The sequence below is a fragment of the Methanosarcina sp. 1.H.T.1A.1 genome (assembly GCF_000979295.1).
Lineage (GTDB): Archaea > Halobacteriota > Methanosarcinia > Methanosarcinales > Methanosarcinaceae > Methanosarcina.
In genome coordinates this window covers 1-26408 of record NZ_JJQY01000105.1, presented here as the reverse complement: position 1 = coordinate 26408, position 26408 = coordinate 1, and the positions used below count along the sequence as shown (strand labels likewise).

Annotated in this window: 24 protein-coding genes, 2 tRNA genes and 1 pseudogene; 8 read left to right on the top strand and 19 right to left on the bottom strand. The window is 44.2% G+C overall.

Annotated features, from left to right (window positions below; translation table 11 throughout):
* Positions 1-58 precede the first annotated feature (58 nt).
* The 6 genes and pseudogenes from EO95_RS11020 to EO95_RS10995 form a co-directional block, all read right to left on the bottom strand.
* A pseudogene (locus tag EO95_RS11020) lies at positions 59-574 on the bottom strand (class I tRNA ligase family protein); the annotation flags it as partial.
* Positions 575-721: 147 nt separating this feature from the next.
* Complete coding sequence (locus tag EO95_RS11015; protein ID WP_048134729.1) at positions 722-1315, bottom strand: Maf family nucleotide pyrophosphatase; 594 nt, start codon at positions 1313-1315, stop codon at positions 722-724.
* Positions 1316-1395: 80 nt separating this feature from the next.
* On the bottom strand, positions 1396-3414 hold the full coding sequence (locus EO95_RS11010) for a cation:proton antiporter (RefSeq protein WP_048134728.1): 2019 nt from the start codon (positions 3412-3414) through the stop codon (positions 1396-1398).
* Positions 3415-3893: 479 nt separating this feature from the next.
* Positions 3894-4553, bottom strand: coding sequence for an isoprenylcysteine carboxylmethyltransferase family protein (locus tag EO95_RS16785; protein WP_052733570.1), 660 nt, complete (start codon positions 4551-4553; stop codon positions 3894-3896).
* 88 nt (positions 4554-4641) lie between these two features.
* Positions 4642-5010, bottom strand: coding sequence for a rhodanese-like domain-containing protein (locus EO95_RS11000; protein ID WP_235282976.1), 369 nt, complete (start codon positions 5008-5010; stop codon positions 4642-4644).
* A 230-nt stretch (positions 5011-5240) separates the two neighbouring features.
* Complete coding sequence (locus EO95_RS10995; RefSeq protein WP_052733569.1) at positions 5241-6017, bottom strand: isoprenylcysteine carboxylmethyltransferase family protein; 777 nt, start codon at positions 6015-6017, stop codon at positions 5241-5243.
* 284 nt (positions 6018-6301) lie between these two features.
* Here EO95_RS10995 and EO95_RS10990 point away from each other — a divergent pair, with 284 nt between their 5' ends.
* The gene (locus tag EO95_RS10990; RefSeq protein ID WP_048134726.1) at positions 6302-6709 is read left to right on the top strand and encodes a PaaI family thioesterase; all 408 of its coding nucleotides are present in this window, start codon (positions 6302-6304) and stop codon (positions 6707-6709) included.
* A gap of 145 nt (positions 6710-6854) precedes the next feature.
* Here EO95_RS10990 and EO95_RS10985 read toward each other — a convergent pair.
* Positions 6855-6926 (bottom strand) — tRNA-Gly (locus EO95_RS10985).
* A 34-nt stretch (positions 6927-6960) separates the two neighbouring features.
* Here EO95_RS10985 and EO95_RS17140 point away from each other — a divergent pair.
* Positions 6961-7191 (top strand): hypothetical protein, encoded by a 231-nt coding sequence (locus tag EO95_RS17140; RefSeq protein ID WP_082106014.1) that lies wholly within the window; start codon positions 6961-6963, stop codon positions 7189-7191.
* Positions 7192-7385: 194 nt separating this feature from the next.
* Entirely contained in the window at positions 7386-8648 is a 1263-nt protein-coding gene (gene lysA / locus EO95_RS10975; RefSeq protein ID WP_048134724.1) for a diaminopimelate decarboxylase, read from the top strand.
* Between the two features lie 75 nt (positions 8649-8723).
* Here lysA and EO95_RS10970 read toward each other — a convergent pair whose 3' ends face one another.
* The 9 genes from EO95_RS10970 to cofD form a co-directional block, all read right to left on the bottom strand.
* Complete coding sequence (locus EO95_RS10970) at positions 8724-8867, bottom strand: hypothetical protein (protein WP_162197359.1); 144 nt, start codon at positions 8865-8867, stop codon at positions 8724-8726.
* A gap of 211 nt (positions 8868-9078) precedes the next feature.
* A complete protein-coding gene (gene pscS, locus EO95_RS10965; RefSeq protein ID WP_048134722.1) occupies positions 9079-10239 on the bottom strand; it encodes an O-phospho-L-seryl-tRNA:Cys-tRNA synthase in 1161 nt (386 codons plus the stop codon).
* A 389-nt stretch (positions 10240-10628) separates the two neighbouring features.
* On the bottom strand, positions 10629-10907 hold the full coding sequence (locus EO95_RS10960) for a DNA-directed RNA polymerase subunit L (RefSeq protein WP_048134721.1): 279 nt from the start codon (positions 10905-10907) through the stop codon (positions 10629-10631).
* A gap of 116 nt (positions 10908-11023) precedes the next feature.
* A complete protein-coding gene (locus EO95_RS10955; protein ID WP_048134720.1) occupies positions 11024-12022 on the bottom strand; it encodes an exosome complex RNA-binding protein Csl4 in 999 nt (332 codons plus the stop codon).
* Positions 12023-12461: 439 nt separating this feature from the next.
* On the bottom strand, positions 12462-13055 hold the full coding sequence (locus tag EO95_RS10950) for an METTL5 family protein (protein ID WP_048134719.1): 594 nt from the start codon (positions 13053-13055) through the stop codon (positions 12462-12464).
* A 61-nt stretch (positions 13056-13116) separates the two neighbouring features.
* Positions 13117-14124 carry a diphthamide biosynthesis enzyme Dph2 gene (dph2, locus tag EO95_RS10945; RefSeq protein WP_048134718.1) on the bottom strand — a complete coding sequence of 336 codons (1008 nt, stop codon included), beginning with the start codon at positions 14122-14124 and terminating at the stop codon, positions 13117-13119.
* Entirely contained in the window at positions 14105-14674 is a 570-nt protein-coding gene (hpt, locus tag EO95_RS10940) for a hypoxanthine/guanine phosphoribosyltransferase (RefSeq protein WP_048134717.1), read from the bottom strand. The genes dph2 and hpt overlap by 20 nt, the downstream gene beginning before the upstream one ends.
* A gap of 503 nt (positions 14675-15177) precedes the next feature.
* Entirely contained in the window at positions 15178-16335 is a 1158-nt protein-coding gene (locus EO95_RS10935; RefSeq protein ID WP_235282975.1) for an FmdE family protein, read from the bottom strand.
* A gap of 376 nt (positions 16336-16711) precedes the next feature.
* The gene (gene cofD, locus EO95_RS10930) at positions 16712-17635 is read right to left on the bottom strand and encodes a 2-phospho-L-lactate transferase (RefSeq protein ID WP_048134738.1); all 924 of its coding nucleotides are present in this window, start codon (positions 17633-17635) and stop codon (positions 16712-16714) included.
* A 130-nt stretch (positions 17636-17765) separates the two neighbouring features.
* On the opposite strand from cofD, the gene EO95_RS10925 reads away from it, so the two are divergent.
* From EO95_RS10925 to EO95_RS10905, 5 genes are all read left to right on the top strand, one after another.
* Complete coding sequence (locus tag EO95_RS10925; RefSeq protein WP_048134716.1) at positions 17766-18971, top strand: HD domain-containing protein; 1206 nt, start codon at positions 17766-17768, stop codon at positions 18969-18971.
* Between the two features lie 18 nt (positions 18972-18989).
* On the top strand, positions 18990-19370 hold the full coding sequence (locus EO95_RS10920; RefSeq protein ID WP_048134715.1) for a hypothetical protein: 381 nt from the start codon (positions 18990-18992) through the stop codon (positions 19368-19370).
* The gene (locus EO95_RS10915; protein ID WP_048134714.1) at positions 19370-19921 is read left to right on the top strand and encodes a UbiX family flavin prenyltransferase; all 552 of its coding nucleotides are present in this window, start codon (positions 19370-19372) and stop codon (positions 19919-19921) included. Before EO95_RS10920 ends, EO95_RS10915 begins: the two co-directional genes overlap by 1 nt.
* A gap of 153 nt (positions 19922-20074) precedes the next feature.
* Positions 20075-20149 (top strand) — tRNA-Pro (locus EO95_RS10910).
* A gap of 398 nt (positions 20150-20547) precedes the next feature.
* Positions 20548-20976: a hypothetical protein gene (locus EO95_RS10905; protein WP_048134713.1), complete on the top strand. Its 429-nt coding sequence runs from the start codon at positions 20548-20550 to the stop codon at positions 20974-20976.
* A gap of 179 nt (positions 20977-21155) precedes the next feature.
* Here the strand turns inward: EO95_RS10905 and EO95_RS10900 are convergent, their stop codons facing one another.
* The 3 genes from EO95_RS10900 to EO95_RS10890 all read right to left on the bottom strand — a co-directional run.
* Positions 21156-23201: an ATP-binding protein gene (locus tag EO95_RS10900; RefSeq protein ID WP_235282974.1), complete on the bottom strand. Its 2046-nt coding sequence runs from the start codon at positions 23199-23201 to the stop codon at positions 21156-21158.
* Positions 23191-24531 (bottom strand): DNA double-strand break repair nuclease NurA, encoded by a 1341-nt coding sequence (locus EO95_RS10895; protein ID WP_048134711.1) that lies wholly within the window; start codon positions 24529-24531, stop codon positions 23191-23193. Before EO95_RS10895 ends, EO95_RS10900 begins: the two co-directional genes overlap by 11 nt.
* Positions 24532-24867: 336 nt before the next feature.
* Positions 24868-26408 (bottom strand): TIGR04279 domain-containing protein (locus tag EO95_RS10890; protein ID WP_052733568.1); only part of this gene is annotated, 1541 nt, incomplete at its 5' end.

Genomic DNA, 26408 nt, shown 5'->3' with positions numbered 1-26408 from the left:
TACACCTCTCTATTCGTCGGCAGCGTCAGATGTGTATAAGAGACAGGTCTTTATCATACTCGTCCACGTCCACAGATGCGCCAATTATGATGTTATCAAAATCAATCTTTGAAAGCTTGCCGTAATCCGGAAACCCTGAAATCCTGTAATAAACAGACCCGCCTTTTTCGTAAGCCAGCCCCTTATCGATCAGTTCCCGTGCAAGTTCGATCATGCCTTCAACGTTTTCTGTTGCCCGCGGATACAATGACGCCCGTTTTATGTTCAACAGATCAAGGCCTTTGAAGAATTCTGCCGTGTATTTATCCGTAAAGTCCTTAAGAGACATCCCGGCTGCTTTTGAGTCCCTGATAGTTTTGTCATCGATGTCCGTAATGTTCATTACGAGTTTTACCCTGTACCCGAAGTATTCGAGGGTCCGTGCAATATTGTCCGTCATCAGAAAGGTCCGATAGTTTCCTATGTGGGGCATATTGTAGACCGTAGGTCCGCAGGCATAAATCGAAACCTCACCTTCCTTTACAGGTTTGAATATCTCTTTTTCTCTTGTCAGGGTATTGTAAACTTGCAGCATTCGGAACACCTCTGGTTATTTAATAATGGGAAAAATTAGCCCAATCTGTTACTGTTACTATTACTTCTAATTGCTTTATTACTTTTGGAGCTCCTGGTAAACACTCCTGAATCAAAAAGCCTGAAGCTCCCGAGCAGGAAAGGAGAATCAGGAAAAGCCTTCTTCAAACACCGATACCCCAAGCCTTTCCAGAATTTTACCCAGCCGAAAAAGAGGAAGTCCAACCACATTAAAGAAATCCCCCTCAACTTTTTCCACCAGCACTGCCCCTTTTCCCTGAGCTGCAAAAGCCCCTGCTTTATCCAGAGGTTCTCCCGTCCTTACATAAGCTGAAATCTGTTCTTTACTTATGTTAGCCATCCAGACGTTTGTTGACTCGGATTCACTGATTTCCTGCGCGCTGTCAAGGTCCAGGACCGTGAGTCCGGTTATAACCTGAATCTTCTTTCCACTTAACTTTTCCAGCATTTCCTCAGCTTTTTCCGGCAGGTGCGGTTTTCCCAGGATTTCTCCATTATAGAGCACCGACGTATCAGCAGAGATTAAAATCCCGGAATCGAAGTGTTTTGCCACATCCCTGGCTTTTTCAACGGAATGCTTCAGAAGAAGCTCTTCAGGGTTCATACCCGGCTGAGGAGGTTCTTCATAAGAACTCGGGAAAACAATAAAATTGTCTCCGATCAGCTGTTTAAGCAGTTCTTTTCGCCTTGGGGATGCAGACGCGAGAATTATCCTGCGCATGGGGAAAAATCTGGACGGATTGGATATATTTGTATGGATGGAATGGGAAAAATTAAAAAAAAGAAGAGGAGAAGTGCCGGTTATCCCCGGGCACTTTTAAAAAACTTTCTTACATTATACAGTTCCTCAGGTTTTCCCAGGAGGATACAGGCATCATTTTCCTGAAGAAGGAAGTCCCCGGCTGGAGTAGAGATCATATTTGAACGCCTGCGAACCGAAAGTACGGTTACTCCATGCTTTTTCCTGAACTCCAGGTCTGCAAGGGTTTTTCCGTCGAAATCAGAGCCTCTGCCCACTTTAAGGACCTGAATATCGATTCCCGGAAGCCCGTCCTTTATGCTGAACCCGCTGTCAACGCCTGTGTCAACAACAAGTTTTCGCAATCTCCTGTAACCGTTAGCCCTCACATCATCGACCATTTTTTCGATGTCTTCCCTGGGGACAAGATATTTTTCAAGCAGGCGGACAAAGATCTCTACTGAAGTTTCGTATTCTTCCGGGATTATTTCATCTGCACCCAGTGTATTGAGCCGCTTCATTTCCTGCAGGTCATGTACCTTTGCAATGATGCAGATGTTAGGGTTCAGCTCCTTTGCCTTCTCTACTATTTTCCTTGTAGCAGCTGCGTCAGATATACCAATTACAAGGACTCTGGCATTCTTTATTCCCGCATGTTCCAGTACAGCCCCAAATACTGCATCTCCATATTGTATTCTTTCCCCTTTCATCGTTTCCTGCTTAACAATTTCAGGGTTTGATTCTACAATAATATATGGGATGTCTGCGGTTTTTGCTGCATTTGAGATAGTCTTCCCGGAAAAACCAAATCCTACGACTATAAGGTGGTCTTTCATGTCAGGCTCGACATTTTCTTTCTCTTCAAAGGATTCGGAGTACAACCCTTTTACCAGTTTCATACCGAAATCAGTGCCAGATACCTTCTTGATAAGAAAGTCAGCAGGTTTGTAAGAAGCATTAATCAAAAAGGGTGTAACTCCCATAGTAACGATTGAAACTGCCAGAAATGCCTGGTAAGTCTCCTCTGTCAGAAGAGAGTATTCCAGCCCCAGCCTCGAAAGGACAAAGGAGAATTCTCCTACCTGTGAAAGTGCGAGTCCTGTAAGTATAGTTGTACGGAGTGGGTATCCCAGGAGGAAGGTTATAGCGACCCCTGCTACTGCTTTTATAAGAATAAGGGCAACTGCTGCAAGGATAAGAAGAGGGAGATGATCAAGAAGATAACTGATATTAAGAAGCATACCTATGGACACGAAAAAAAAACTCATGAACATGTCTTTCAAAGGTAAGATATTACCCATTGCCTGCTGGCTGTACTGGGACCCGGATATAACGATCCCGGCTAAAAAGGCTCCGAGAGCTAGAGACAGCCCGATACTGGAAGTAAAGACTGCTGCGGATAAGCAGATGAAAACAACACTCACAAGAAAGAGTTGTTTGCTACCTGTCCTGCCTACATGGTAAAATATCCAGGGAACCAGAAATTTGGCGCTCAGGATAAAAACCAGTATAACGAGGGAACCTTTGAAGAACATACTCTGAAGGGCTCCATCAAAACTCACAGAACTTCCTGCAAGTATAGGAGTGATCAGGATCAGAGGTACGATAGCCAGGTCCTGAAAGATCAGAATTGCAAGCGATGTTTTTCCCTGGGGAGTATAGACTTCATTTCGGTCCTGAAAAACTTTGAGTACTATCGCGGTACTGCTAAGTGAAATTAAGAAACCGAGAAAAGTAGAGGTAGCAGGACTAAAACCGAGATATGAGCATACAATAAGAACTATCGCTGTCGTTAAGAGAATCTGGAGAGAACCCCCGACCATTACGGCCGTTTTCATTTTCCAGAGTTCTTTTAAGGAGAGGTCAACTCCTATCGTAAAAAGCAAAAAGACAACCCCGAGCTCGGAATTCAGGTCTACATTCTGCCCACCGTTAAGAATTCCAAGCCCATAAGGCCCGATCAGCATTCCGGTTACAAGAAAGCCCATCACCGGAGGGACTTCAAATTTGGAAAATATGGTAAGGATGAAGATGGCAAAGCCAAGAATGACATCAACATGTGCCAGTACAGAGAATTCCATTTCGTTTTGCGCCTCTGGAAATCAGAACAAAGATAGATTAAAATTTCTGTAAGTGAAGTTTCTTGAATCTTTAAGGGACGTAATAGCTCGGAGTATAGATGAAATATTTAACTCATTATGAAACACTTATGCTCACCTATCCAGTAAATAATTTATACTGTAGATAAACAAATATTTATCAAGAGATATAGTGTTTACGATAGGATATTGGGTATATAAATATTTGTGATTGTCCTCATTAGCAGGTGAAATTAGAAGAGAAAAAATGTAGCAACCTGGTTTAAAAAAAGAGATGCAGATTAATAAATTAAAAATGTTTGGGCACAAAAGAGTATAGAAGTTTGTGAATAGGCCCGGTCCATTCATCAGTCAAGAAATATCAATTGTTGCCTGACTGATTGCCTGACTGATTGCCTGACTGTGTTTAAGCTTATCATAATTTGAATCTACGATATTTTAGTCCACCATACTTTTTGGGTTTACCACACCTTCGGGACCAGCCTGTCCGTTCTTTTTACATAATCCCTGTACCCTTTCACTTCCCGTATTAAGACTTCTTCTTCGAGCTTCAACCTGTATAAGAACAGGAAAATCAGCACTGCCGATATGCTGAGGGAATAGTAAGCATTGAGGATAAGAGGAATACCGGCAGCCTGTATTATGTTTCCTGCATAAGCCGGATGCCTGATGAATTTATAGGGACCGTTTTCGATAAGCTCATGGTTGTCCTTGATCTCTATATGGACAGAGAAGTATTTACCAAGTGTCCATATACCCCAGGCCCGGAGAACTGTCCCAATTACTGTCAGCACTGCTCCTGTAATTATAACGGCAAAGTTGTACCGCGGAAAAAGGCTGTATTCGAGAGCCGGGACAATTAACAGCAGCCACCAGAAGAATAAAAGCAGGTGGCGAGTCCATTTATTTGACTGTATTCCTGAAAGGTCCGAGCCTTTGTATGCGAATTTTTCTACCCGCAGATAGAATACAAGGACTCCTGCATAAACATAGACTGGCAGATGGTTTAAAGACCTCCATCTCTCGCCCATAATCATCCAGGTTGCAGCCGCCAGTAAAAGCATAAAGATGCTTATAACCCAGCTTATCCGGTCTTTCTTCCTGCTATTTTCCCCTATCATTTACATGCTTAATCGAAATGATTGTTTTTTAATTTTTCCTAGATGTATAGCGTCTCGGCGCATGTCGACCGCCGGTTTTCCGGTCTGCTTAACTTACGACAGGATACCCTGCTGCTATCCATTCATTGATTCCGCCGCCCATGTTATAAACACCAGTGTAGCCGGCATCAACCAGTATCTGGCTTGCAGCAGCACTTCTGCGCCCACTCCTGCAGTAAACCAGTATTTTTTTGCCTTTCGGAACTTCGTTTATCCGGGCCTCAAGCAGCTGACCAGGGCTCAAATTCGATCCGCCGGAATTCGTAACAGGAATAAGGGTTGCCCCTTCGATATGCGATTCGTTGAACTCGGCAGGAGTGCGGACGTCAAGCACGAAAATATCGCCATTTTCAATCAATTCCCTTGCTTCGTCCACGTTCACGGTTTCAAACCCGGAAGGACTGTCTTCCTCTTGCATTGTAAAAATTAGTAAGATTACCAAAAACAGGAAAAAAAGAGCACCAAAATACATTAAACTTTTTTTATTCAGGCAGATTCCTCCATTACTGCGTTTAACATCTGGAAGAGTAGTTGGGTACGTATTCTATCAAATGCTATCTTTAGATAGAAATTGCTTCTTGAATATAATTCTATTTACTTGCAAAAATTATAATCTGTTTTGGATATTTACCTGCTTTTGCAGCAGCCTTACCAGATGAATGGAACAAGCCGGTACCTTACTTTCTTTGTATATTCCTTATATCCTGAAAGCTCCTCGTAGAGCATCCGGTCTTCAAAGTAGGTACGGAAAACGAAAGCAAAAGCAAGTAACAGTGCAGGGATTAGCCCGTAAAACGAGCCGATGATAAACGGTGCACAGCCGTAAAACAGAATCATCCCGGCATAGCCCGGATGCCGGACGATGGCATAAGGCCCGGTGGAAACAACCGTATGTTCCCTGTCCTTCTGGATGCGAACCGTTGTCTCAAAAAACTTGTTTTCGACCATTGCCCACGCTACAAACAGCCAACCTGCGATGAACATTATCACGCCGACAACCAGAAACTCCATCCCAGGGCTTGAAAGCTGAAACTTTCCCACATCGAGGCCGCACACAATAAACATCAGGATAATAAGCAGGATGTAGAGCACCACAAAAATCCTGTCCCACCACTTCATTTCCTCTCTGGTTATTTTGCTCCGTGCCCTGATGACCTCCGGGTTGAACTTGAGAAAAATAACCATATTGGAGAGCAATGAAACGGCATAAAGCCCGAAGAAAAACCATGCCCTGGGCAGGTCGGTCCGACCAGCAGAGAGAAAGAAGACTGCTGCCATCAGGAATAAGCCTGTAAGGACCTGTACAGCCCTCCGAGAAAATGCTTTCCAGAATTCGGCGTCCTTTTCCATATTTTCAATCATGAAAATCCCCATCTGACTCCTTGTGCTTTCAGCCAGAAACCCCTGCCGCTTCAGAAGTTTCAACTGAAAATTTTTCCAGAGGGCACTGGTTTTTGTCCCCCGTTTACCCGCTAAGAAGGAATGATTTTTGATGCTCAAAAGGATTTTGATGACTAAGTTCAGGGCATGGCAGAAGGGAAATAAAAGAGAAATGAAATTAGAGAGAAGTGAGATCCGGCTGGCGCAGTTCTGGATGAATAACTTTAACTGTGAACATGTTAAATGAACCACTACTTTACGAAAAACGAAGGCAGAATGCCCGTCATTTCAATGATGGGTAGTTCACTGACAATTATCGGAGTTATTACATGGAAGATCTCAAAAAGTTTTTTAAAAAAGACAAATTCGCTGCACATGCAGGAATAGAACTGCTGGAAGTTACCCCAGGATATGCAAAAGCCAGGATGGTAATTGAAGAAAAACATCTTAATGGTTTAAATATAGTTCAGGGAGGGGCATTGTTTACCCTTGCAGACCTTGCTTTTGCTGCAGCCTCAAACGCATACGGGATTGCTGCAGTTGGGATCAATTCAAACATCTCTTTTGTAAAAGCTGCAACAGAAGGGACTCTCACAGCCGAAGCAAAGGAAACTTCAATAAACCCTAAAATTGCCACATATACTGTAAATATCACTGATGACGAAGGAGACCTCGTGGCAATATTTCAGGGAATGGCCTATAGAAAAAAGTTTTCACTTGATTTTTCGGACGTTTAAATCCCGAAAATTAAACGAAAATTAAAAATTCTGCCGTAAACAAAGATTAAATTAAACGTAAAAAACACTTAAAACCAAAAGTAAACAACGCTTAAAATTAAAATAATCATTTTTTTGCAGATTGAAGTTTTAAAAAAGCTTGGGATGCGACCGCCGGGATTCGAACCCGGGTTCTAAGCTTGGGAAGCTCAGGTCATAGCCACTAAACCACGGTCGCAAACTGTCTTAAGGAACTGCTGTGTACTCATCTCATGCATCTTTTAGATATTAAAGTTTTCGGTAAAAGGGACGAGATGTCGGAAAATACTGGTTTACCCCTCGATGAAAGTGAATATCTGTTTCTGAAACTTGAGGGGGCAATGACGCGGTTTAAAGAGCTTGCAGAACTTATTGAGGAGGTTGAAAAGCTCACGTCCTATAAGAAAATCATAAGAGGATTGCTGAGTTTTTTGGGAACTCAAAGGGGACGAGATGAAGGATAATCCGGAAATAGCCGAGTTATACGAGACTGGCATTAAATAACAGAAAGTTAACGTATTTTAAAACAACGTTCTATTTCCATAGATCAATACTTTTTTATGCAGTACCCGAGATAGTGGAAAAACTAATAAAGGAATAAAAGTTCAAATTGGTATTAAAATCGATTTAAACAAAAATCAGGCAAAAGGTTACAATAATGGTTTCAAAGGACCTCCCCTTCAACAAAGAAGATATCCTGAAAATAATGGAAAAATATCCCACCCCTTTTCATATTTACGATGAGAAAGCCATTCGGGAAAACGCCAGAAGAATGAAATCCGCCTTTAAAGACGTTCCCGGCTTCAAAGAGTTTTTTGCTGTAAAAGCTCTCCCTAACCCCTTCATCCTTAAGGTCCTCAAAGAAGAGGGTTTCGGGGCGGACTGCAGTTCCCTTCCCGAGCTGATCCTTGCGGAAAAAGCAGGGATGACCGGCGACGATATTATGTTCAGTTCCAATGATACGCCGGCTGATGAGTTTGTAAAAGCAAAGGAACTGGGAGGCTACATCAACCTTGACGACATCAGCCACATCCCCTACCTGGAAAAGTATGCCGGACTTCCGGAAATAGTCTGCTTCAGGTACAACCCCGGCTCCCTGAAAGAAGGAAACGAAATCATCGGAAAGCCGGAAGAGGCAAAGTACGGTTTTACAAAGGAACAGATGTTTGAAGGGTACAGGATCCTCAGGGATAAAGGCGTAAAGCGCTTCGGAATGCACACAATGGTTGCCTCGAACGAACTTAATCCCGATTATTTCGCGGAAACCGCAAGGATTCTCTTCGAACTCATAGTTGAGATCTCAAAGGAACTTGGAATCCGGTTCGAATTCGTAAATCTCGGCGGAGGAATAGGCATCCCCTACAGGCCCGAGCAGGAGCCAGTCTCCCTGGAAACCATAGCAAAAGGCGTGAAAGAAGCCTACGACGCCACCATCACAGCTAACGGGCTCGCTCCACTCAAGGTCTACCTTGAATGCGGCAGGGTCATCACAGGCCCCTACGGCTATCTTGTATCTCAGGTCAGGCACCTCAAAAGCACGTACAAGGACTATGTTGGGATGGATTCCTGTATGGCAAACCTCATGCGCCCTGGAATTTATGGGGCATACCACCATATAACCGTCCTCGGAAAAGAAAAGGCAGCTCCTGCCCACAAATACGACGTAACCGGCTCCCTCTGCGAAAACAACGACAAGTTTGCAATCGACAGGATGCTTCCCGAAATTGAAATAGGTGACGTCCTGGCAATCCACGACACCGGAGCCCACGGGCACGCCATGGGCTTCAACTACAACGGAAAACTCCGCTCTGCCGAACTCCTGCTGAGAGAAGACGGAAGCGTTGTGCAGATCCGCCGGGCAGAAACCATTGAGGACTATTTTGCAACCCTTGATTTTGAGCAGTTGAAAGATTTCAGGTAAACAGGTGAAAAGCTTAAAAGCTGGCAAGATGCCTGAAACTTTCTATCTTCTTTTTTTACCTTCCTTTACACATTCTCATTTTACCTTCGCTTTTCGAGATCCGTCTGTTGATTCGGAAACCCTTTGCCATATCAAGCCCTGACCTGCCCCAGGTTCAAGGTACTTGATCATGCACTGAGGACCGAGAAACTCTTTCTGCACCTTTTCGTGTTCAAGCATCTTTTCAGAGAAATCCATCATTCGGAATAAGACCTTTTCAGAGAAATCCATCATTCGGAATAAGACCTTTTCAGAGAAATCCATCATTCGGAATGAGAGTCTAATCCCGGTTTCAAAAGGTAGATTCAAAAAAAGTAATCATGATGCCCGGATTTCGGGACAGACTGTCAGATTACTCCCGGGCATCAAAAACGATCTGATTTCGCGGATTTTAAATAGTCTCGTACTTTTTCAGGATATCCTCAAAGGCTTCCGCAACAACACCGAGCTTTTCCTTTCCGACCCCGAAGGTGCTGAGCTTGAAATACTTTGTCAGCCCGGACTTGATGCCGTGGATGTTGCGGCTCTTCAATTCCTTGTATAGGAAGTATCTGCCGTTCTTTACCTTCTGGGATATCTCGTAGAAACCCGGTGCTTCGAAGAACATAAGGTCGTGATTGTGGGGGTTTTGTCCGCGCTGGATAAAGCCCAGGTCCTGAAGCTTTGCAGAGAACCAGCGGGCGTTTTCGACTTCCTGGTCCCAGTTCCGGACGCGCTTTACCACTTCAGGGAAAGAAGCCATCAGGGTCATAACCGTTGCCCCGCGGGCAGTGCAGCCCAGAAGTTCGACTTCCTTTACCTTGCTGTGTACGGATTTCCTGAACACGATTGGGGCATATTCCTCACTTACGCCTAGCACTCCGACAGGCCCGGACGCTGCCATCGACTTGTGCCCGCTGCCCACGATAAAGTCGGCTCCGATTTCTTTTGCGGAAACAGGCATCCTTCCAACACAGTAAGCCCCATTCAGGAGGAGAGGAACATCGTATTCGTGGCAGACGGACGCTATCTTTCCGGCATCCGGGATGTTTCCGTAGCTCCCGTCAGGATATGTTACAAGGGCAAGAGCTGGAGGTTTTCCACTTTCTTTGATAACTTCTTCAATTGCAGTTCCGTAACCTTCCGGGTCCATGCGGTATTCGGGGCTGCCTGCATGTGGTACGGCTTTGATATTCAAGCCGGCTCTTTCGGCTGCAACGTAAGAGGAGTAGTGGGCAAGCCCGTCAAGCACGATCCAGTCCCCGGGCTTTCCCATGGAATGCATAACTGCAAACTTGGACTCTCTTGCCCCGTTTGTGACCCTTGCCTCATCACAACCCAGGAACTCTGGAAGAGCCTGGTGTACGAAATCATGGATAGGAGGCTTTTTGATCTGGTCCAGAACCCCTCCACAGAAGTCGCAGACAGAGTAACCGTCTCCCCATTCAACAAGAGTCTGCCTGGCAGCCTCGGTCAAAAGCCCGCCAGTCTGAAGAGGGTCAATATTTATGCTGCCAAGGGTTTCTCGCTTTATGAAACCAAACTTCTGTAAATATGAGTCGTCAAGTGTCATATTATGTATACCTCAGTGATAACTGTAAATTTATGATGTGAATTATTAAATTCTTGCCTGGAATAAAAACATTTACTGTGGATTGATTTAGCATTTTTTATGTAAATTAACCTGCTTAGAGCTCTACGTACCAGTGGTATTATCACGAATTAATAAAAATGTATTCCAGAAATAGCTATAAAAAGGACAGTTAACTACCGTAGAAGTAAAATTCCGTAGAAGAAGACTGCCATAGAAGGGATAGACGAATTTCATTTATATAAAAGCGTAAAATGAAAAAGGAAATACTATCCAAAAACCTTTACCTGAAAGTACAGAGCAGGAAAGGGTTCCTGATAAAGAAAAAGGAGCAAAACGTCTATTAAAGAGACGTCCTGCAGTCATAGGCTTCAGGCATTTACTGCCTTGCCGAAGACCTCAATAAACTCATCGCACTGAGCAACAATTATTGCTGCCGTTTCCTTTAAGATCAGAATCGGGTCCGTACCATCGGTTTTGATGTAAAGGATAGGATCACTGATGCTCACGTGTTTCATATCGTAAAAAGCTGCTTCAACCCTTTCATCTTTAATCAGGAGGTCCTTGAGAAGATTGAGAAGGGTATGAGTTTCGCCTCTGAACTCGACTTCGAGCTCGTTATTTGTTTTGTTAATGATGTTCAGTTCCATTGGTGACCACCTGTAAATGGTGAATAATATAGCCTGCTATAAACAGCCTGCCATAAAATACATAATTTATCATAAAATGTCGAAACCTGCATAAAGTAAGATAGGGAAAGAGAAATTTACCTTATTCCTTTCCCGTACTCGGTTGAAATCTTACGGGTTTCAGTCATATTGCAGACAGGGCATTTAAGCTTTTTCCCTTCCAGCACAAGTTCCCCTCTGCAGTTTGAGCAGTAAGCTTTTACAACTCCAAGAGAATCTTCGGCTGTGGTAAGGCGCATTCTGTCAACTTCAATGACTTTGGCTCTTATAAGATCAGACGGTCTGAACTCATCTAAAAGTCTCTTGACATAGGCATCCCTTACATTTGAAACGTGGATATCTCCGGGCCTTGAGCTGACAATTTCCCTGTTTTCTTTTCCTTCAATTGCTGCAACTTCCACCATTGCCCCGGACTCGCGGACGTCAGTGATCCTGCCGTAAATTATGTTTCCTACTTTAAGGAGATTTGGAGTAAGAGTATTTGGCTTAACCAGGACCACTCTGGCTTTTCGGTCAATGAGTACATTGCCTGTAGCAGTAGAATAAATATCTCCAGCAATTACCGCTGTTCCTTCGCCTGGTTTGAATTCCTCTGTAGTTCCGACAAGTTCTCCCGGAAGAACAAAACCTCCTTTTTCAAGGTCTTCTTCAGATCTCACGGCTTCTTCGACAGGAGGCCTGGATCCTGACATTTCCTTCCTATCTCGGGGAGTTTTCTTAGGATATGGGAACCTTCTCTTTTTGTTAGGGTCGCCTTTGAACTGATCTGTGGGCTGGTCTCTAGACTGACCCTTGAACTGATCCCTGGGCTGACCTCTGGATTGGCCCCTGGGTTGACCTCTAAACTGGTCCCTTGCCGGACCCTTGAACTGATCCCTGGACTGGGTTCGGGGCTGGCTTTTAAACTTGTCCCGGGACTGCTCCCTTTGAGGGCTCCTTGACTGGTCCCTTGACTGGTCCCTTGACTGATCCCTGCTTTCTGCAGTTGCAGGGACCGATTTTTCAGCAATCGTCTTTCCTTCACCAGGACCTGTTAATTTTTTCCTAGTAGTTTTATTTTTTCGGATTCTAATCATGATCCCTCATTCGAATTATCGCTATTAGTGGATAGATAAGTCGTTTTAATGGTTTTTCAGTAATCTTTAGAGAGTTTTCTTTATAGAGTTTTTGGCGGCAATTGAACTCATAGAGAACTCATCTTCGGGAGGAATAGGAGTAATTTCCTTTCATAATATCTTCCAGTTAATTCTTCCCTTGCAGCATGGCATACATTTCAATACATACAAATTAGATTATTGTAAAGTACCCCAGCTTATTTATTTCAGATTATCTGTCCCAAAGTATCTGTCTACGCCATGGATTTGTTCTATGTATTACGGATTTATTCTTAACACCATGACCTGTTCTCTATACAATACTCTATACAATAGAGTTATTAATTCCGCCTTTTAAAATGAAATCTGAAGATGCAAAGCTGTAAAACATGAGGCCTTAAATGGCTCCTGAACACAGGCTTTATTCATGAACAGCAACCCTGTAAATCTCTACCTCAATAATTTCTCTTTCTTTTTGATGGAAATCGAAAGTCCTTTTTAGAGGGAATTTCGCAACGTAAGAGTGTGTAATGACCGCAGGCTTAATGAACTTTTGGATAAAAGCAAGGCTTCCGCGGTTGTGGATGGAATATATTACCTCACTTGTTCTTAATGCTGACGAAAGAAAGGGTCTGTCCCTGCCTTTAACTCTTGCCCCGAATGGAGGATTCATAAGTGTGGTTTTTACATGCCCTGAGACTTCCGTAATATCGGAGCAAACGAACTCCACCTCCACTCCAAGCTTTTCGGCATTTTTTTTTGCAACCTCAAGCGCCTTCGGGTCCGTATCATACCCCACGACCTCCCTGGCTCCCAGAAGTTTTGCCCCTATTGCAAGAATACCGGTACCGCAGCCCAGGTCCTGGACTGATTCTTCAAGGTCTCCCTGCATATAAGCAAAATGGAGTATTTCCGCAGCAAGGGGAGAAGGAGTCTGGTATTGTTCAAGATCAAGTTCGGGATCAGAAAACCCTTCGACTTCTTCAAGCAGCATTTCAAGTTTTCTCTGTTTCATATCTTTTGATTTTTCTTTGTATTATATCTGATAAGAGGTTATGCGGGCATTTGGTAAAAGGTTATACAGGTTCCTCGGTAATTTCGTCCAGTACAAGCTTTTCCCATTCACGTTCTCCAAGCACGATCTCAAACTCCTGTGGCGTTAGCATTGGGGAAGGAAAACGTCCCACTTCATCCACAGCAAGCCTGGGACAGGCGGTGTTTACGAAAGCGTCTACCTTGAACTGAAGCAGCTGATCAGGAGTTACGAGATCGATAAGGATCAGGTGTGCTTCTTTTCCATGTTTCCTTGCAAGTTCTTTGAGAGAAGAAGCAAGTTCTATCCTCTTCTGCCCATTTTTGCTTGAGACAATGATCCCGAAAACCTGCGCATCCAGAGACTTTGCAATTACCGCACTCCGCTGGCGGAGAACCTTTGAAGGGTTAACCTCGCGGACTTCACCGGAGAATGGATCAGCTGCAAGGACACGTTTTTTTGTGGAAAGGGATACCCCGAGGGGATGGAAATCCCCGCTTCCGATATAAAGGTACTCATCACAGTCTTCATCCCTCGCTGCCGAAAAATTGCAGCCGAGCACCTGCCCTGCATAGGCAATCCTGGAGTCACCACGTCCGATAACACAGGTTTTTCCCAGTTTCTCAAGCACACTGCATGCATCCGGAAGCTTATGGACATGCTGGACAGTGGTGATCAGCCCTATTCTCTGTCCTTTAAGTTCCGGGACAGCCTTCTCAACAACAGGCCGGACATCAATTGATGAGCGAGTTTCGATAAAGTACACTTTATCTGAAAGCTTGACATCTTCCAGTTCCGCATGCCCGAAGTGGAAAAGAATATCAACATGGTCAAGGAGAGTCCGATCAAGGTCACAAGCCCCAAAACAGGGGTCTCCTGAGATGAGAACCTCGGCTCCGGTAGCCTCCTCAACGGCTTTTGCAAGTTTCGGACCTTTGCGTTTCAGCCCTTCAGGAAACTGAAAGCCCACAAGCTTTGCTTTCGTATCCTTAATTACGCTGATTATATAGTCAGGCCTTAAATCGAATGCTTCACTGATCCCCAAAGACATCCTTTATCTCCACGCCTTTCTCACTAACATCAATTGTGACGAGAACCTTGGGTTTAAATCCGAGTTCCTTTAGCTTAAGATAGCCGTCTCCGCGCCCTATAACGGAAATTACATCTTTTACTTCGACGCCCATATTTTGTAACGCCTTTACAAGTGCAAGAAGCGTTCCACCCGTACTGATAACGTCGTCAACAATAATTATTCTGTCTCCCTTTTTGAGCCCATTTATATAGAGGACACCTTTCGAATAGCCTGTGCTCTGGGAGAGTTCCACTTCTCCTTCAAGGAAGTAAGGGCGCTTCCGGACGATGGTAAGAGAGATTCCGGTTTTAAGGGAGAGGGCATTTGCAACCGGGATGCCCATAGCTTCCACAGTCAGGATAGTGTCAACGTTCATATCTGCTATCTCTGCGATGTAATCGGAAATCTCTTCTACCATATGGGGATCGATGGAAGGTACACCATCAGAAATAGGATGGATAAAATAGTTATATTCCCCTCGCTTTATCACAGGGGAGTTAATTAGTGAATCTTTCAGTCTTTCAAGCATTGTTTTAACCTTTTTTGGCTGTCTTAATATTCCGGGAAGTAAAAAACCCTGAAATCGTATCCTGCTCCCTCGAGGATACTGCCCTCCGAAGTGGAGACGGATATACAAACGCGCTACCGGGAAAGATAAATCAATTTCAGGAAACATTGAAGTACTTGATATAACTTTGGTTTTCCAGTATCATTTACATCCGGGACGCATGGAAATTTGTAATAAATAGCTATGTCAGTATTAATAAATTTAAGGATAATAAAGTAAAGAGTTCTGGAAAAAATAAGAGAACTATAAAAAAGAATAGTTTGACTGTGGAAAAACGAAGACGGAAAAAGTAAAAACAAACATGAAATTCTTCAAATAACAAGCACAAAGAAAAGAAAGTACCTTTCAAATTACGTACCTTCATACCAAAGAAAAAAAGCAAAAAAAAGCAAAAAGAAAAAGGGTTAAAAAACCCGTCAAAAGCTCTCATCCATAAAATATCAGGCTTTCATTCAGGCTTTCATTCAGGCTTTAGATTTATTCATCCATCTGCCGATGCCAGGAAACCCGTTTCTTGAGGGATTGACATTTCCTGCCGGGTTGAGCAGCCCAAGAACAACATAGGGATTGGCACCCGCCTGTTTCATTTCGCTCAGGGTATCCTCATCAATGTCAATGACTGCGATTTCCGTAACAAGTCCTTCCTTATCCCAGTTTTTCCTGTCCATAAGACAGAGATCTCTCAGATATTTAGAAACCCAGGCAGGATCATCTTCTTTTGCTCCACATTCCGCACTCAACGCATCAAAGTCAAACCCGAGTACCACTGCCTGCATAGTTCCGGCGTTTTTATCCGTAACCACGAAGATTCCGGCAGGAGAGCCACCAATGGCTTCTATTTCTTCGGCTGTCAGCGCAGATACCCAGACCCCTCCTTTTCCAGGAGATGCATCCCAGCGCTTTACAAAAACATCTTCTTTACACCAGTTGGGGCAGGAGAAAACCGTATAACTCACCCCTTCTTCAAGCGGGTAATTCTCTTCCATCCAGTTTGCAAGTACATAGCCGCTTGAAACCCCGGGACAGAAGTGGTTGTGCAATTCCAGGCACTGCATCAGTTCATAATCTAAACTTCCGGTGGCCCAGCCGTTTGAGATTGTAAGAATGGCAAATTCACGCCCTTCAAACACCTTTGAGCTTACTTTTTCATTCCAGGCGGCTATGGACTCCGGGTTTTCGGAAAGTGTATCAAAATCTATATTTTCAGTTACCTGGTAACTTATCTCATTCTCAGCTCCATATGAAACCTCGATAAAAGTGCAGTCTCCGCTGGATTTGTCAAAGAAAGCAAACCAGAGAGGGGCATTCCTTGCGTTCTGGACGATAAGCAGGTTCTTTGTGTACAGTAACTCCCTTCCATAAAACTCCGAATAGAAATCGTCCAGAAAAACATAAGACTCCGCAGGAGAACCGATGTCCGTGATTATAAGGGTGTCTTCAGGTCCGATGTCTCCGAGGCTTTCTTCGGCTGCGGCAAAAACCCGAGTCATCAACTCCTGATTATCGGCTTCAGCTGCCATCCCTTGAATAGAACCAAGGGAGAAAACAAGTATTGTAAGTAAAACAAAATCTATGATTTTTGTTTTGATTTTCCTGTTAGCAATTACACTTCTTCCAATCATGCTTTTTCCTCTACTACCCGTTAATAAGTGATTTAATCGGGAAAATAATGGTATTTACCAGAAAATTAAACTTAAAAATTAAGACAAAATTTCAATTTTATGTTTTTTAGTGTTACAAAAGAAGAAAAAAGGATACATAAAACTTTCGAATTATGTTAACGTTGAAGACCATATAAGTAGAAAAAAGAGAAAGAAAAGGAATTTGCGGGAAAAAGAAAAGAGAGAAAAAAATTAAAAAGGAAATTTGCGGGAAAAAGAAAAGAGAGAAAAAAATTAAAAAGGAAATTTACGGGAAAGAAAAGAAAGAGAAAAAATTAAAAAGGAAATTTAGGGGAAAGAAAAGAAAGAAAAAAAGTTAAAATGGAAAATTGAAAAATCAGAATACGGTGTCAAAAAGTCCGACTACGAACTCTGCCAGTTCCCTGCTTTTCTCTGTTGAGGTCATCAGGGTATCAGCACGACAGGCACGGCAGCCAAGTCTCTCGAACGCGAATTCGTCTGCCCTATCCCTTTCATCGAAAACAAAGACGTCAAGGAATTCCTGATAGTACTCTGCAACTCCCATGGAAGAGACTTCAAGCCCGCAGGCCTGCATCAGCTTCCCTGCAGGCCCGCTGACAGGAGCATTGCCTATTATAGGGCTGACTGCGACCACCTTTTTCTTTTTCAGCAGTTCTCTCATCCCCGGCAGGGAAATAATAGGACCTATGCTGGTTATGGGGTTGCTCGGGCCTATGAGGACTCTGTCATCCGTCTCAAGGGCTTCAAGGACCTTTTTAGCAACTGAAGCTTCGGAAACGCCTCTTATGTCAACTCCAAGCACATCGGGCTCTCCGTGTTTTCCAACCCAGAAGTCCTGAAAATGCATAACCCCATTCAGGGTCTCGATACAGGTAGAAACCGGGTCATCTGACATAGGTAGAATGCTTGCATCGATCCCTAAAAGGGATGCAAGCTTTACTGTGGCTTCCGTAAGAGATGCCCCACCCCGGATGAGGTTTGAGCGGATAATATGGGTTGCACGATCCCGATCCCCGAGCCTCATACTTTCTTCTACCCCGAGTTCCTGCATGCGCTCATAAGTCCGGAAGGTATCGTTTTCTATACCCCACCATTTCTTCCGGTCGATCTGGTCTGAGAAGAGATAGAGAACTGTATCGAGGTCTGGAGAGATCAGGTTCCCAGAAACCCACAGGTCTTCGGCAGTGTTTACAACAACGGTCAGTTCCTCCGGCGGGAGGATTTCCTTGAGCCCGTCAAGGAGTTTGGGAGTTCCGGTGCCTCCTGACAATATGATCATGATAATACCTTTTCCCTGATTTTTTTTCAGCCTTCGGGTAGGCAGGTGCTTCTGCAACTTATGCAGTATCAAAGTAATAGCATCAAAGTAATAGATACAGCAATATATAATGACATCTGTCTAAAGAATAATGAAAGTTGTCCTTGATCCCGTACACGGTTACATCGAAATGGATGAAATCGTCCAGGAACTTCTGGCTACCCCACAGATGCAGCGCCTCAGAAGGATCAAGCAGCTTGGCTTTTCAAACCTTGTATATCCGGGAGCAAACCATACCCGTTTTGAACACTCCCTCGGGGCCATGCACCTTGCCTCCATGCTGATGAAAAACCTCGACTCTATTGAAGAGGATAAAAAAAAGGAGATAAGAGCTGCCTCCCTTTTGCACGATGTAGGGCATGGGCCTTTTTCCCACGTAACCGAGAATGTTATCGACAAGTATACCCGGCACAGGCATGATGATGTAAAGGAAATTGTAGGGAAAGGGGAAATAAAAGAAGTGCTGAAAAAGCACGGGATTTCCCCCGGAGACCTTGCAAAACACGTCAAAGGCGAGACCTCTTTAGGGCAGATCCTCAGCAGTGAGATCGATGTGGACAGGATGGACTACCTTGTCAGGGACGCTCATTACACAGGCGTTGCTTTCGGGGTCGTTGACTACAACCGCCTGATCAACCAGATGCACTTTTACGAAGACAGGCTTGTTGTCGACTACGGAGGATTGAAAGCTGCTGAATCTCTTCTGGTTTCCCGTTTCTGGATGAATACCTCGGTTTACTATCATCACGTGACCAGAATCTCGGAAGCAATGTGCTCAAAAGCCGTGGAGTACATGATCAAAAATAGGGAACTTGACCCGTCCAGGCTCAGGCAGATGGATGACACCGACCTGACAGCAGCCATGCGAAACGCAAGCGGATATGCAGGAGAACTTGCAAGGCGGCTGGATGCGCGTAAACTCTATAAGCGGGCGCTTTATACAGGGCTTGAAGATGCAGGAAAAGGTGTGCTCAAGCACCGTGATAAAATTGAGAGAACTGAAAAGGAGATTGCAGAACTTGCAGGAGTAGACCCACAATTCGTGATTGTGGATATTCCAAAGACTCCTGAAATGCTGGAAATGAAAGCAATGATAAAAGCAGATCACAGGATGATCCCGCTTAATGAAGCTTCACATTTCGTATCAATCCTGCAGGAAGCCCATATGGATAACTGGAGAATGGGAGTATACAGCCCGAAAGAGCACTGCGAAGCCGTGGGAAAAGCTGCAAAGGAATACTTTAACGTAAAAAAAACCACAAAACAATTTAAGCTGAGTGATCTGGAAAAAACTTAAAATACTGGAGTAAAACTTTTGTTTAAAACCACAAGGAAAGTCGGCAGTGTAGAAATCATACTTGAAGCAAAAAAGTTAGGGGAAGACTACCTGTTGACCCTTACCGGCGGAGAGGAGCATGCAGGTGCAGTTGCAGTCGGGCTATTTGATGAAAAAAGCAGGAGAGCCAGCTCTTCTGTGATCACACTGCCCGGACACAGGGAAGAGCAGCTTGCCCTGGACAGCGCAAGGCGGGTAAGCAGGGCAACAGGAAAGACATCGGTATTTGTTGCCGGAATTCATGTGGATAATATCAGCCAGGAAGAGATAGGGAAAATAGTCTCAGCCGCAGAGGAGATGGTTGGAAGCTTCATCGCCTCCTGTGAAAAAAGTGACATGACAGCAAGGAGAAGCGAATAATGGAAATAACTGTAGGAATTAGCGGGGCTTCAGGGGTACAGTATGGGATCCGCCTTCTTGAAGTGCTGGCGGAAAAAGGGATTAAGACCCATCTTGTACTGACCGAAGCTGCAAAACAGATAATCGAGATCGAAACTGATTATTTACCCATTGAAGTGGAAAAACTTGCAACCTGGAATTATTCCCAGAAGGACTTTTCAGCGCCTATAGCAAGTGGTTCCCATAAAACTGCAGGCATGGTTATTGCTCCCTGCAGTATGAAAACTCTCGGGGCAGTTGCAAACGGGATATCTGACACCCTCCTCACAAGGGCTGCAGACGTCTGCCTGAAAGAAGAGAAGAAACTTATCCTGATGACTCGCGAGACCCCTCTTAATCTCATACACCTCGAAAACATGCTGAAGGCTAAAAAAGCAGGGGCAAGTATTCTCCCGGCATGCCCGGGCTTCTATTCCAGACCGAAAACCCTGGATGACCTCATAGACATCATGGCTGGCAGGGCGCTTGACCTTTTAGGAGTGGAAAACGACATCTATCAGCGCTGGGAGTGACGGAAAAAGGCTGAGGATAAGGGGGGACCCCAACACAATGACAAGAATTAATGAAAGTGGGGCTGGAAGTTTTGAATCGTAAAGTCAGAGTACAGATGCATGTTCTAACGAAAGCTATATAAAGGATAATAACCTTTGAGAGGAAGTACCCTTGGGATAGTAGGGTAGCTTGGTCCATCCTCGAGCGTTTGGGACGCTTGGACCGCGGTTCAAATCCGCGCTATCCCATCATTTTTTATCTTTTTTATAAAATGTTTAATCTTTTAGATAAAATCCTGGATTTTTTAGATAAAATGTTTAATCTTTTAGATAAAATCCTGGAAAGGAAATGTCTGTTTAATAGTTAAATTACTTCAGTTTACAGCGTAAAAGATATTATTTTTGAGAATTACAATAGAAAAATATTAATATTTAAGTTGTATCTTTATAAATGACGGGTAATTTTAATACAGAAAACAGATAATCCTGTTTTAGGTGTGTGAGTGAATAACTCATAGAACTAACTGATTTAGAATCATTTTAATATAGAAAACTTATTACTTATTTTAGGTGTGAATGAACTACTCCCTGGAACTCACCCTTAAAAATAAGACTATGTGAGCCATATTATGTAGGGGTAAAATATCATGAAACAGACTCTTGAAACATTAAAAGGAAAGATAGCCGAAAAGACCCTGACATCCGACGACCTCTTTGCATTTACGGAAAGGCTGAAAGAAAGTATGCGAGAAGGGGCCCCGATTGTCAGGAACGTCTCGCCTGCAAACATCGACCTGCTCGAGATATATGCATTTGCCCTGCAGAAGATGGAAATGGCAAACGCAGACAGAGACAGCGGACTGAGGGCTGCGGACTGGAGAGAAAGTATCGATGACTTCAGCAAACTCAAAGCGTTCGTAGACAAACTGCAAGAGAGCGAACTTATCAAAAGAGTTTCCTGGAATGTCGGAGGCATGGCAATTTACGACATCGTCGACTCCGAAGCCTATAGAACTTATGTATACTGGAATATCCAGGCTGTTCTGGACAATATGCTGCTTTTCGAAAAACTCTGAAACGGCAAAAAGAAGATAAAACCTGAAAAAACAAAACCTGAAAGAAAATGCCGGGAATAAAAATTGCCCGGCAGAGAGGAAAAAGTACATGCCTGCCCAGTAAGGGCATGTACTGACATCCCCTTTCAGGATCAGGTCTTAAACATTTTGGCATTTCCTTTTTTGTGGACTGTATTCTCTTAGCGGTGTCTCACAACGCAGTTTGAAAGCCCGAGGATTTCCACAATATCACTGTTGTCAGGGCTGTGGATTATCATCTGCCCTTTTTTGAGATAGGGAATCCTGCGTTCGTATTCTTTAGGGACTTTTAAGGCTGAGATTGCAGCATCATTATTGAGGTTAAGGATCAGCTTTGTGTTGACCTGCTTGAAGACGGTGTCATCAATATCCTGAGGGTCCTGAGTGATCAAAAAAAGCCCCAAAGCTTCTTTTCTTCCCTGGCGGGCTGCATCTGCGAAACGGGAGATGATGAGGCGGGAATGTTCACCGTTTGCACTGGAAAGATAGCGGTGAGCCTCATCAAGTGCCAGGATTATTGGAGTTTCTTTGATCGCCTCTACACCCGAGGTGCTGAGTTTATTGTCAACAATCAGGCTCATGATTGTGAGCACTATGAGATCCCTGATTCTGGGAGAACTTATGTACTCGGTTGGGAAAACCGAAACCTGCCCTGGCTTGAAGATTTTGTCCAGGATTTCGGTGATTGGAGTTGCATCCTGGTCAAAAACCTTTGAGAAAAAGCGGCTTTTTACTCTCCGCACGATTCCATCATAAGAGGACTCATGCAGTTTTCCACTGTCAACATAGTCGGAACGAGTACCTTCATTTTCAATATGGCTAATGAAGTTCAGGTAGGTATGGGGAACGCTTGATTTAAAAAAGTCCCCGAGGAGCACTTCAAGCCCTATATGCTGAAGTTCGGACATCCCGGCTGCCGCAATCAGCCAGGAGTTGTATTCCACAAGAGAAAAAGGAATTGTAAACTCGACCTGTTCTGCCCTTGACCTATCTCCGGGATATTTCTGCCCTTCGACCTTTGCTACAAAAGCCTTTGTGGATTGAATCCTGCCATAAGTGACATTTTCGGATTCAAACCTGAATTTATCCTCTTCGGTAAGGGTTTCGTTATCCTCAAAAAGCTGAGAATATTCATCCTGCGGGTCCATGATTACCAGGCAGGGATTTTTCTGGGCTTTATCGGGAGAATTCCGCAGCCGATACCTGTTGTCTTCAGTCATGAACTGGCGCAGGATGTTTTTTGAGAGGAAAGTCTTTCCTGTTCCCGTGCTCCCGCAGATCAGCATATGCCTGAAAATAAGGGGGTCGCCCAGCAAATAGTCGTTTCTCAGGTAATAAGCAACTGTTTCGGGCTCTGAGTGGGTCTTTACAAGTTCTCCTCCAACGCTGAGGTGCCCGAGGAAAACACCCTCTTCCGGAATGTTCAGGCCCGTCTGGACTTCAAGCCTGTCCGTTACAGGCAGTATGGGAGTGTTCGGACGGGGAATTCTGTCTGCCATCCTGCGCGTGAGTGCGCTGTCTGCTTTTTTCCGGTACAGGATGCAAAGGGGGTCAAGGCAGGCAAGGAACTTGTAGTCTGCCTCATTCATAGGGCTTGCCCGGGCATTCAGCATGCGCCTCGAGTGGATTTCAGTTGCATCATCTACGGCAAACTCCTGCCTGTACTGAAGTTTTCCTACCCTTGCAAAGAGTTTTTCTCCACCCTCATACGGCACAACAACATATGTCCCGAGCCGGATCTCACTCCTGCGGGCAGAAGCAATGTATCCTGTAATTGTAGCTCCGGAGGGGGTTATTTCCAGAGGCTCTATGCCGGTTGTGACGATCCCGAAAGCTTCATCCAGAGAGGGAGTAACTCTGGAGGTTCCGATATCATAGTCATCAAATGCTTCAAATGGAAGTTCGTCTTTTCCGGAAAGCCGGGAAATGGAAGAACCATCCGGGAAAAAAGAGTTCTGCGGGTCATCTTCCATGGGAGCCTCAGCTGAAGGAACAGGGAATTCTTCAAAAGCTGGCAGCGAGTCCGGACCGGAGGCTTCCGTAAGCAGATCCTTTTCCAGGTATTTCTTTTCCGGGCCTTTCGCCTCATTCTCGGGACTTTCCTTTGATCCTGCAATTTCTTCTGATCCGGCATCCTTTTCAGGAGCAGAAGTCGGTTTTGACTTATCGGAAATAAAAGCCAGAATATCGGAATCTTCATATTTCATTGATATTACCCCACCGAGTGTCATTATAAGTGATATCAGGACTCATATTTTCAAAGAATTTATCGATCTCTCCCCTCTCCACTTTCCTGATTTTTGCGAGGTGGTCTGCCTTTGTGAGGGTAAGGGGAAACCCATGCAGAGAAAGGTCAAAGAGCACTTTTTTGGTAATTTGCATGCGCAGGGAATCATCCTTAATAAGCCCATAAGGAGCTTCAACCTTAAAAACCACATCTGTAGAAGGCACGTAAAGCATGAAGAAACAGAGGGCATAATCCTCAGGCGAAAACTTATGCCTGAGCTTTTGCTGGAGCGTGTCCCCGGCTGCAAGAGGGGAAGTCCCGTTAAGCAGCTTCTCGTAAAACCTGTTGGGCTGTAAAAACCAGTTGGTGTAAGTAATATAAGTATTTCTGGAACCGTTAAACTTACCGTTTTTCCCGTTATTTTTGGAATTCCTCCCATCATGCCCCTGCCCGGATGGGCTATCAACTTTCTGAGGGGAGAGGAGGTTTCGGAAAAACTGAGCGTCAAGCATCCAGGGCAGGTCAAAAGCTTCCCTTTTCTTCCGGACACTGTCCATGATCTGCACGTCAGTCGGATTTTTTACAAATCCTATCACAGGTTTCTGCTTTTCCAGAAAATGATCCATAATATCAATGTAATTCTGAAGGATTTTTCGGGCGTCATTGTTCTGCCGGACTTGCACTTCCTCGTCGTCCAGCACCATCCAGTACATGAGCTGTTTCGGATAAATAGGCCCGTCAATTATGAAAAAGCTCTCCGGCTCCAGCATGTCCTTCATAAAAAGCATGTGCTCGGATTCTGCCAGGTACATGGCAAAACTATGCACCATGTCAGGAGCCTTTCTTTTCAGCTCGTCCGGAGCAATTGTGACCAGCTTTGCCCTCCCAAGCCCTTCATCAAAAGTTTCCCAGCCTGATGTCGCCTGCATTGCTATCCTCTGCGAAGAGGAATAAGCAGCACAAACAATTGTCCTGCACCTCTGTAGATCAAGATCAGTAGGTGTTGCAGCCAGCCCGCAGTGACAAAAATCCACAAAAAGCCCGCTGTCATAAGTCTTCGGGTTCGTGCTCCCGCTGTCACAGGCATAAGTAACCGGATATGGGTCCTCGCCCTGTGCCATCAGTTCGGTCCTGACCATCCCCCGAAAGAGCCTGCCCACGGCCTTCAGGATGACCTTCCCGTCAATCTTCAACTCCTCAAGCAGAGAATAAATATCTACAGCCGTCCTGGTTTCCTCAAACTCAAATGAACGGTCAATCCTCTCTGCAAGCTCCGAGATCTTATGCATATGCACGGGCTCAAGGGTCATGAATAAAAGATACTTTAAGAGTAATATATATTTGTTGAGTGGGAGACGGAATTGGCGGCAGATTGCCTGGAAAACAGGTGCTGGAAATAAGGAAATATACAACTGTTTTTAGAAGAATCCTCTCAAATGATAGAGAAAGATGTTAGAAAATGGAAATCACAAGCTAACTACAATTAGTGGGTTATCTTAGTACGCAGTCCCCCCAGAAAGAGATACTTTTAAAGGATTCCCAGCTTTAATTTTCAATCGTCACTGAAAAAGAAAAAAAAGTCTATCAGTAATTGTCGGACGGCCTGTTTAGGGTGAAGTGGCCGCCCGCAATGTGATTTTTCGGTTTTATCTATATTTCCTCAGTACAGCAAGCCCGATCAGGAGGGTTCCTGAAAAACCTAGCAGGAAGGAGGGGATTTTTGGAGGATTTCTTACGACTTCTACTGATGCTCTTGCCTGAATATAGGGTTTGATATCTTTGGATATGAATACGTCTGGAGTTTCGAGATGGGGGTTAATTCCCAGCAAGGAAGAGACTGTGTATTTTCTTGGAGAGATATTGCCGAAGATCTGATTTCCTGAGGTGGATTTCGAGCCTGACCCGTATGAGTTTTCGGCGGAGATCCTCAGTTTTTTCTGGGCTATACCTGCAAGGCCCTCGTCATTTTCATAGGCACCTGCAAGGAGGAGGTAGTCTCCGGGAGGAAGTTCGAAGCTTTTTAGGGAAAGGATGCTCTGGTTTTTTTCGCCTATACTTATCATGCCGTTGCCTTTTCCGATAAGGGTCTGGATATTGCTCTCAAGTTCTCCTTTTCCGGTTTCGGACTCAGATTTTATCAAACTGGTTTCTAAACTCCTGATAATATCGATCCCGTTCACGATAGGCCTGATTCCGATATTCATCCCGCCTGGATTTGTACCTTCATATGTTGTATAGGCATCTTCCCTTATCAGTACAGCCCAGTACGTATAATTCTTCTGAGCAGGTGCATTCTTCAGGTTCAGATTGACTTCAAAACTTTCGCCTTCTTCGAGGGTATACGGAACTCCGGCTTCCAGTTCGTATTTGAGAACTTCGAAATAGTTCACTAAAAGAATCTCTTTTTCGGATTCAGGCTTTTTGGTTTCGTTTCCTGCGAGGGTTATAAGGACCCAGTAACTGCCAGCAGGAAGAGAACCAACATTTAGGGGAGATAAGTCTCCGTATTTGTTCAAAGTCGTAGGTATCTGGATGTAAGACTCTGTATTATTATTGAAAACATCATCAAGAGGGATCGTGTTTTCATTTATGCCGTTTGAAATGGCATTTTCAGGAAGGTACGAACTTTTTTCCTTGACAAGATATATGTCAATTCTCTGCTGTCCGAGAGTTTCAGGCCCTCTATAGATTATCTTCACGATCTCGTTTACAGTATAAAATGAACGAAGAGAATAGGGATATGATTGTATGAGTTTCAGATTGTTCCAGCTACTACCCTCTGATTTTATCTCAGGTATTACCGACTCGTTTTCTGCGCTGTCTTTCCAGTTGTATACTTTTATTTCAGGATTCACTTCCCCATTTTCGAGGGATTTTGTGCCGTTGTATGCTTCGGTTTTTGATTCAGTTTTCGCTCCGATATTTTTTTCATTACTTACATCTGTTTTTTGTTCAGAGTTAACTTTAGAGCTTTCCTGACAATCTACTCCGGGACTTGCATCTGTTTTTTGTTCCTGATCATCTACTACGTCACTTGCCTCTGTTTTTTGTTTATGGTCATCTACTACATTACGTGCATCTGTGTTTTGTTCAGGATCATCTACTACATTACTTACATTTGATTTTTGTTCAGGATCATCTACTACGTTACTTACATTTGATTTTTGTTCAGGATCATCTACTACGT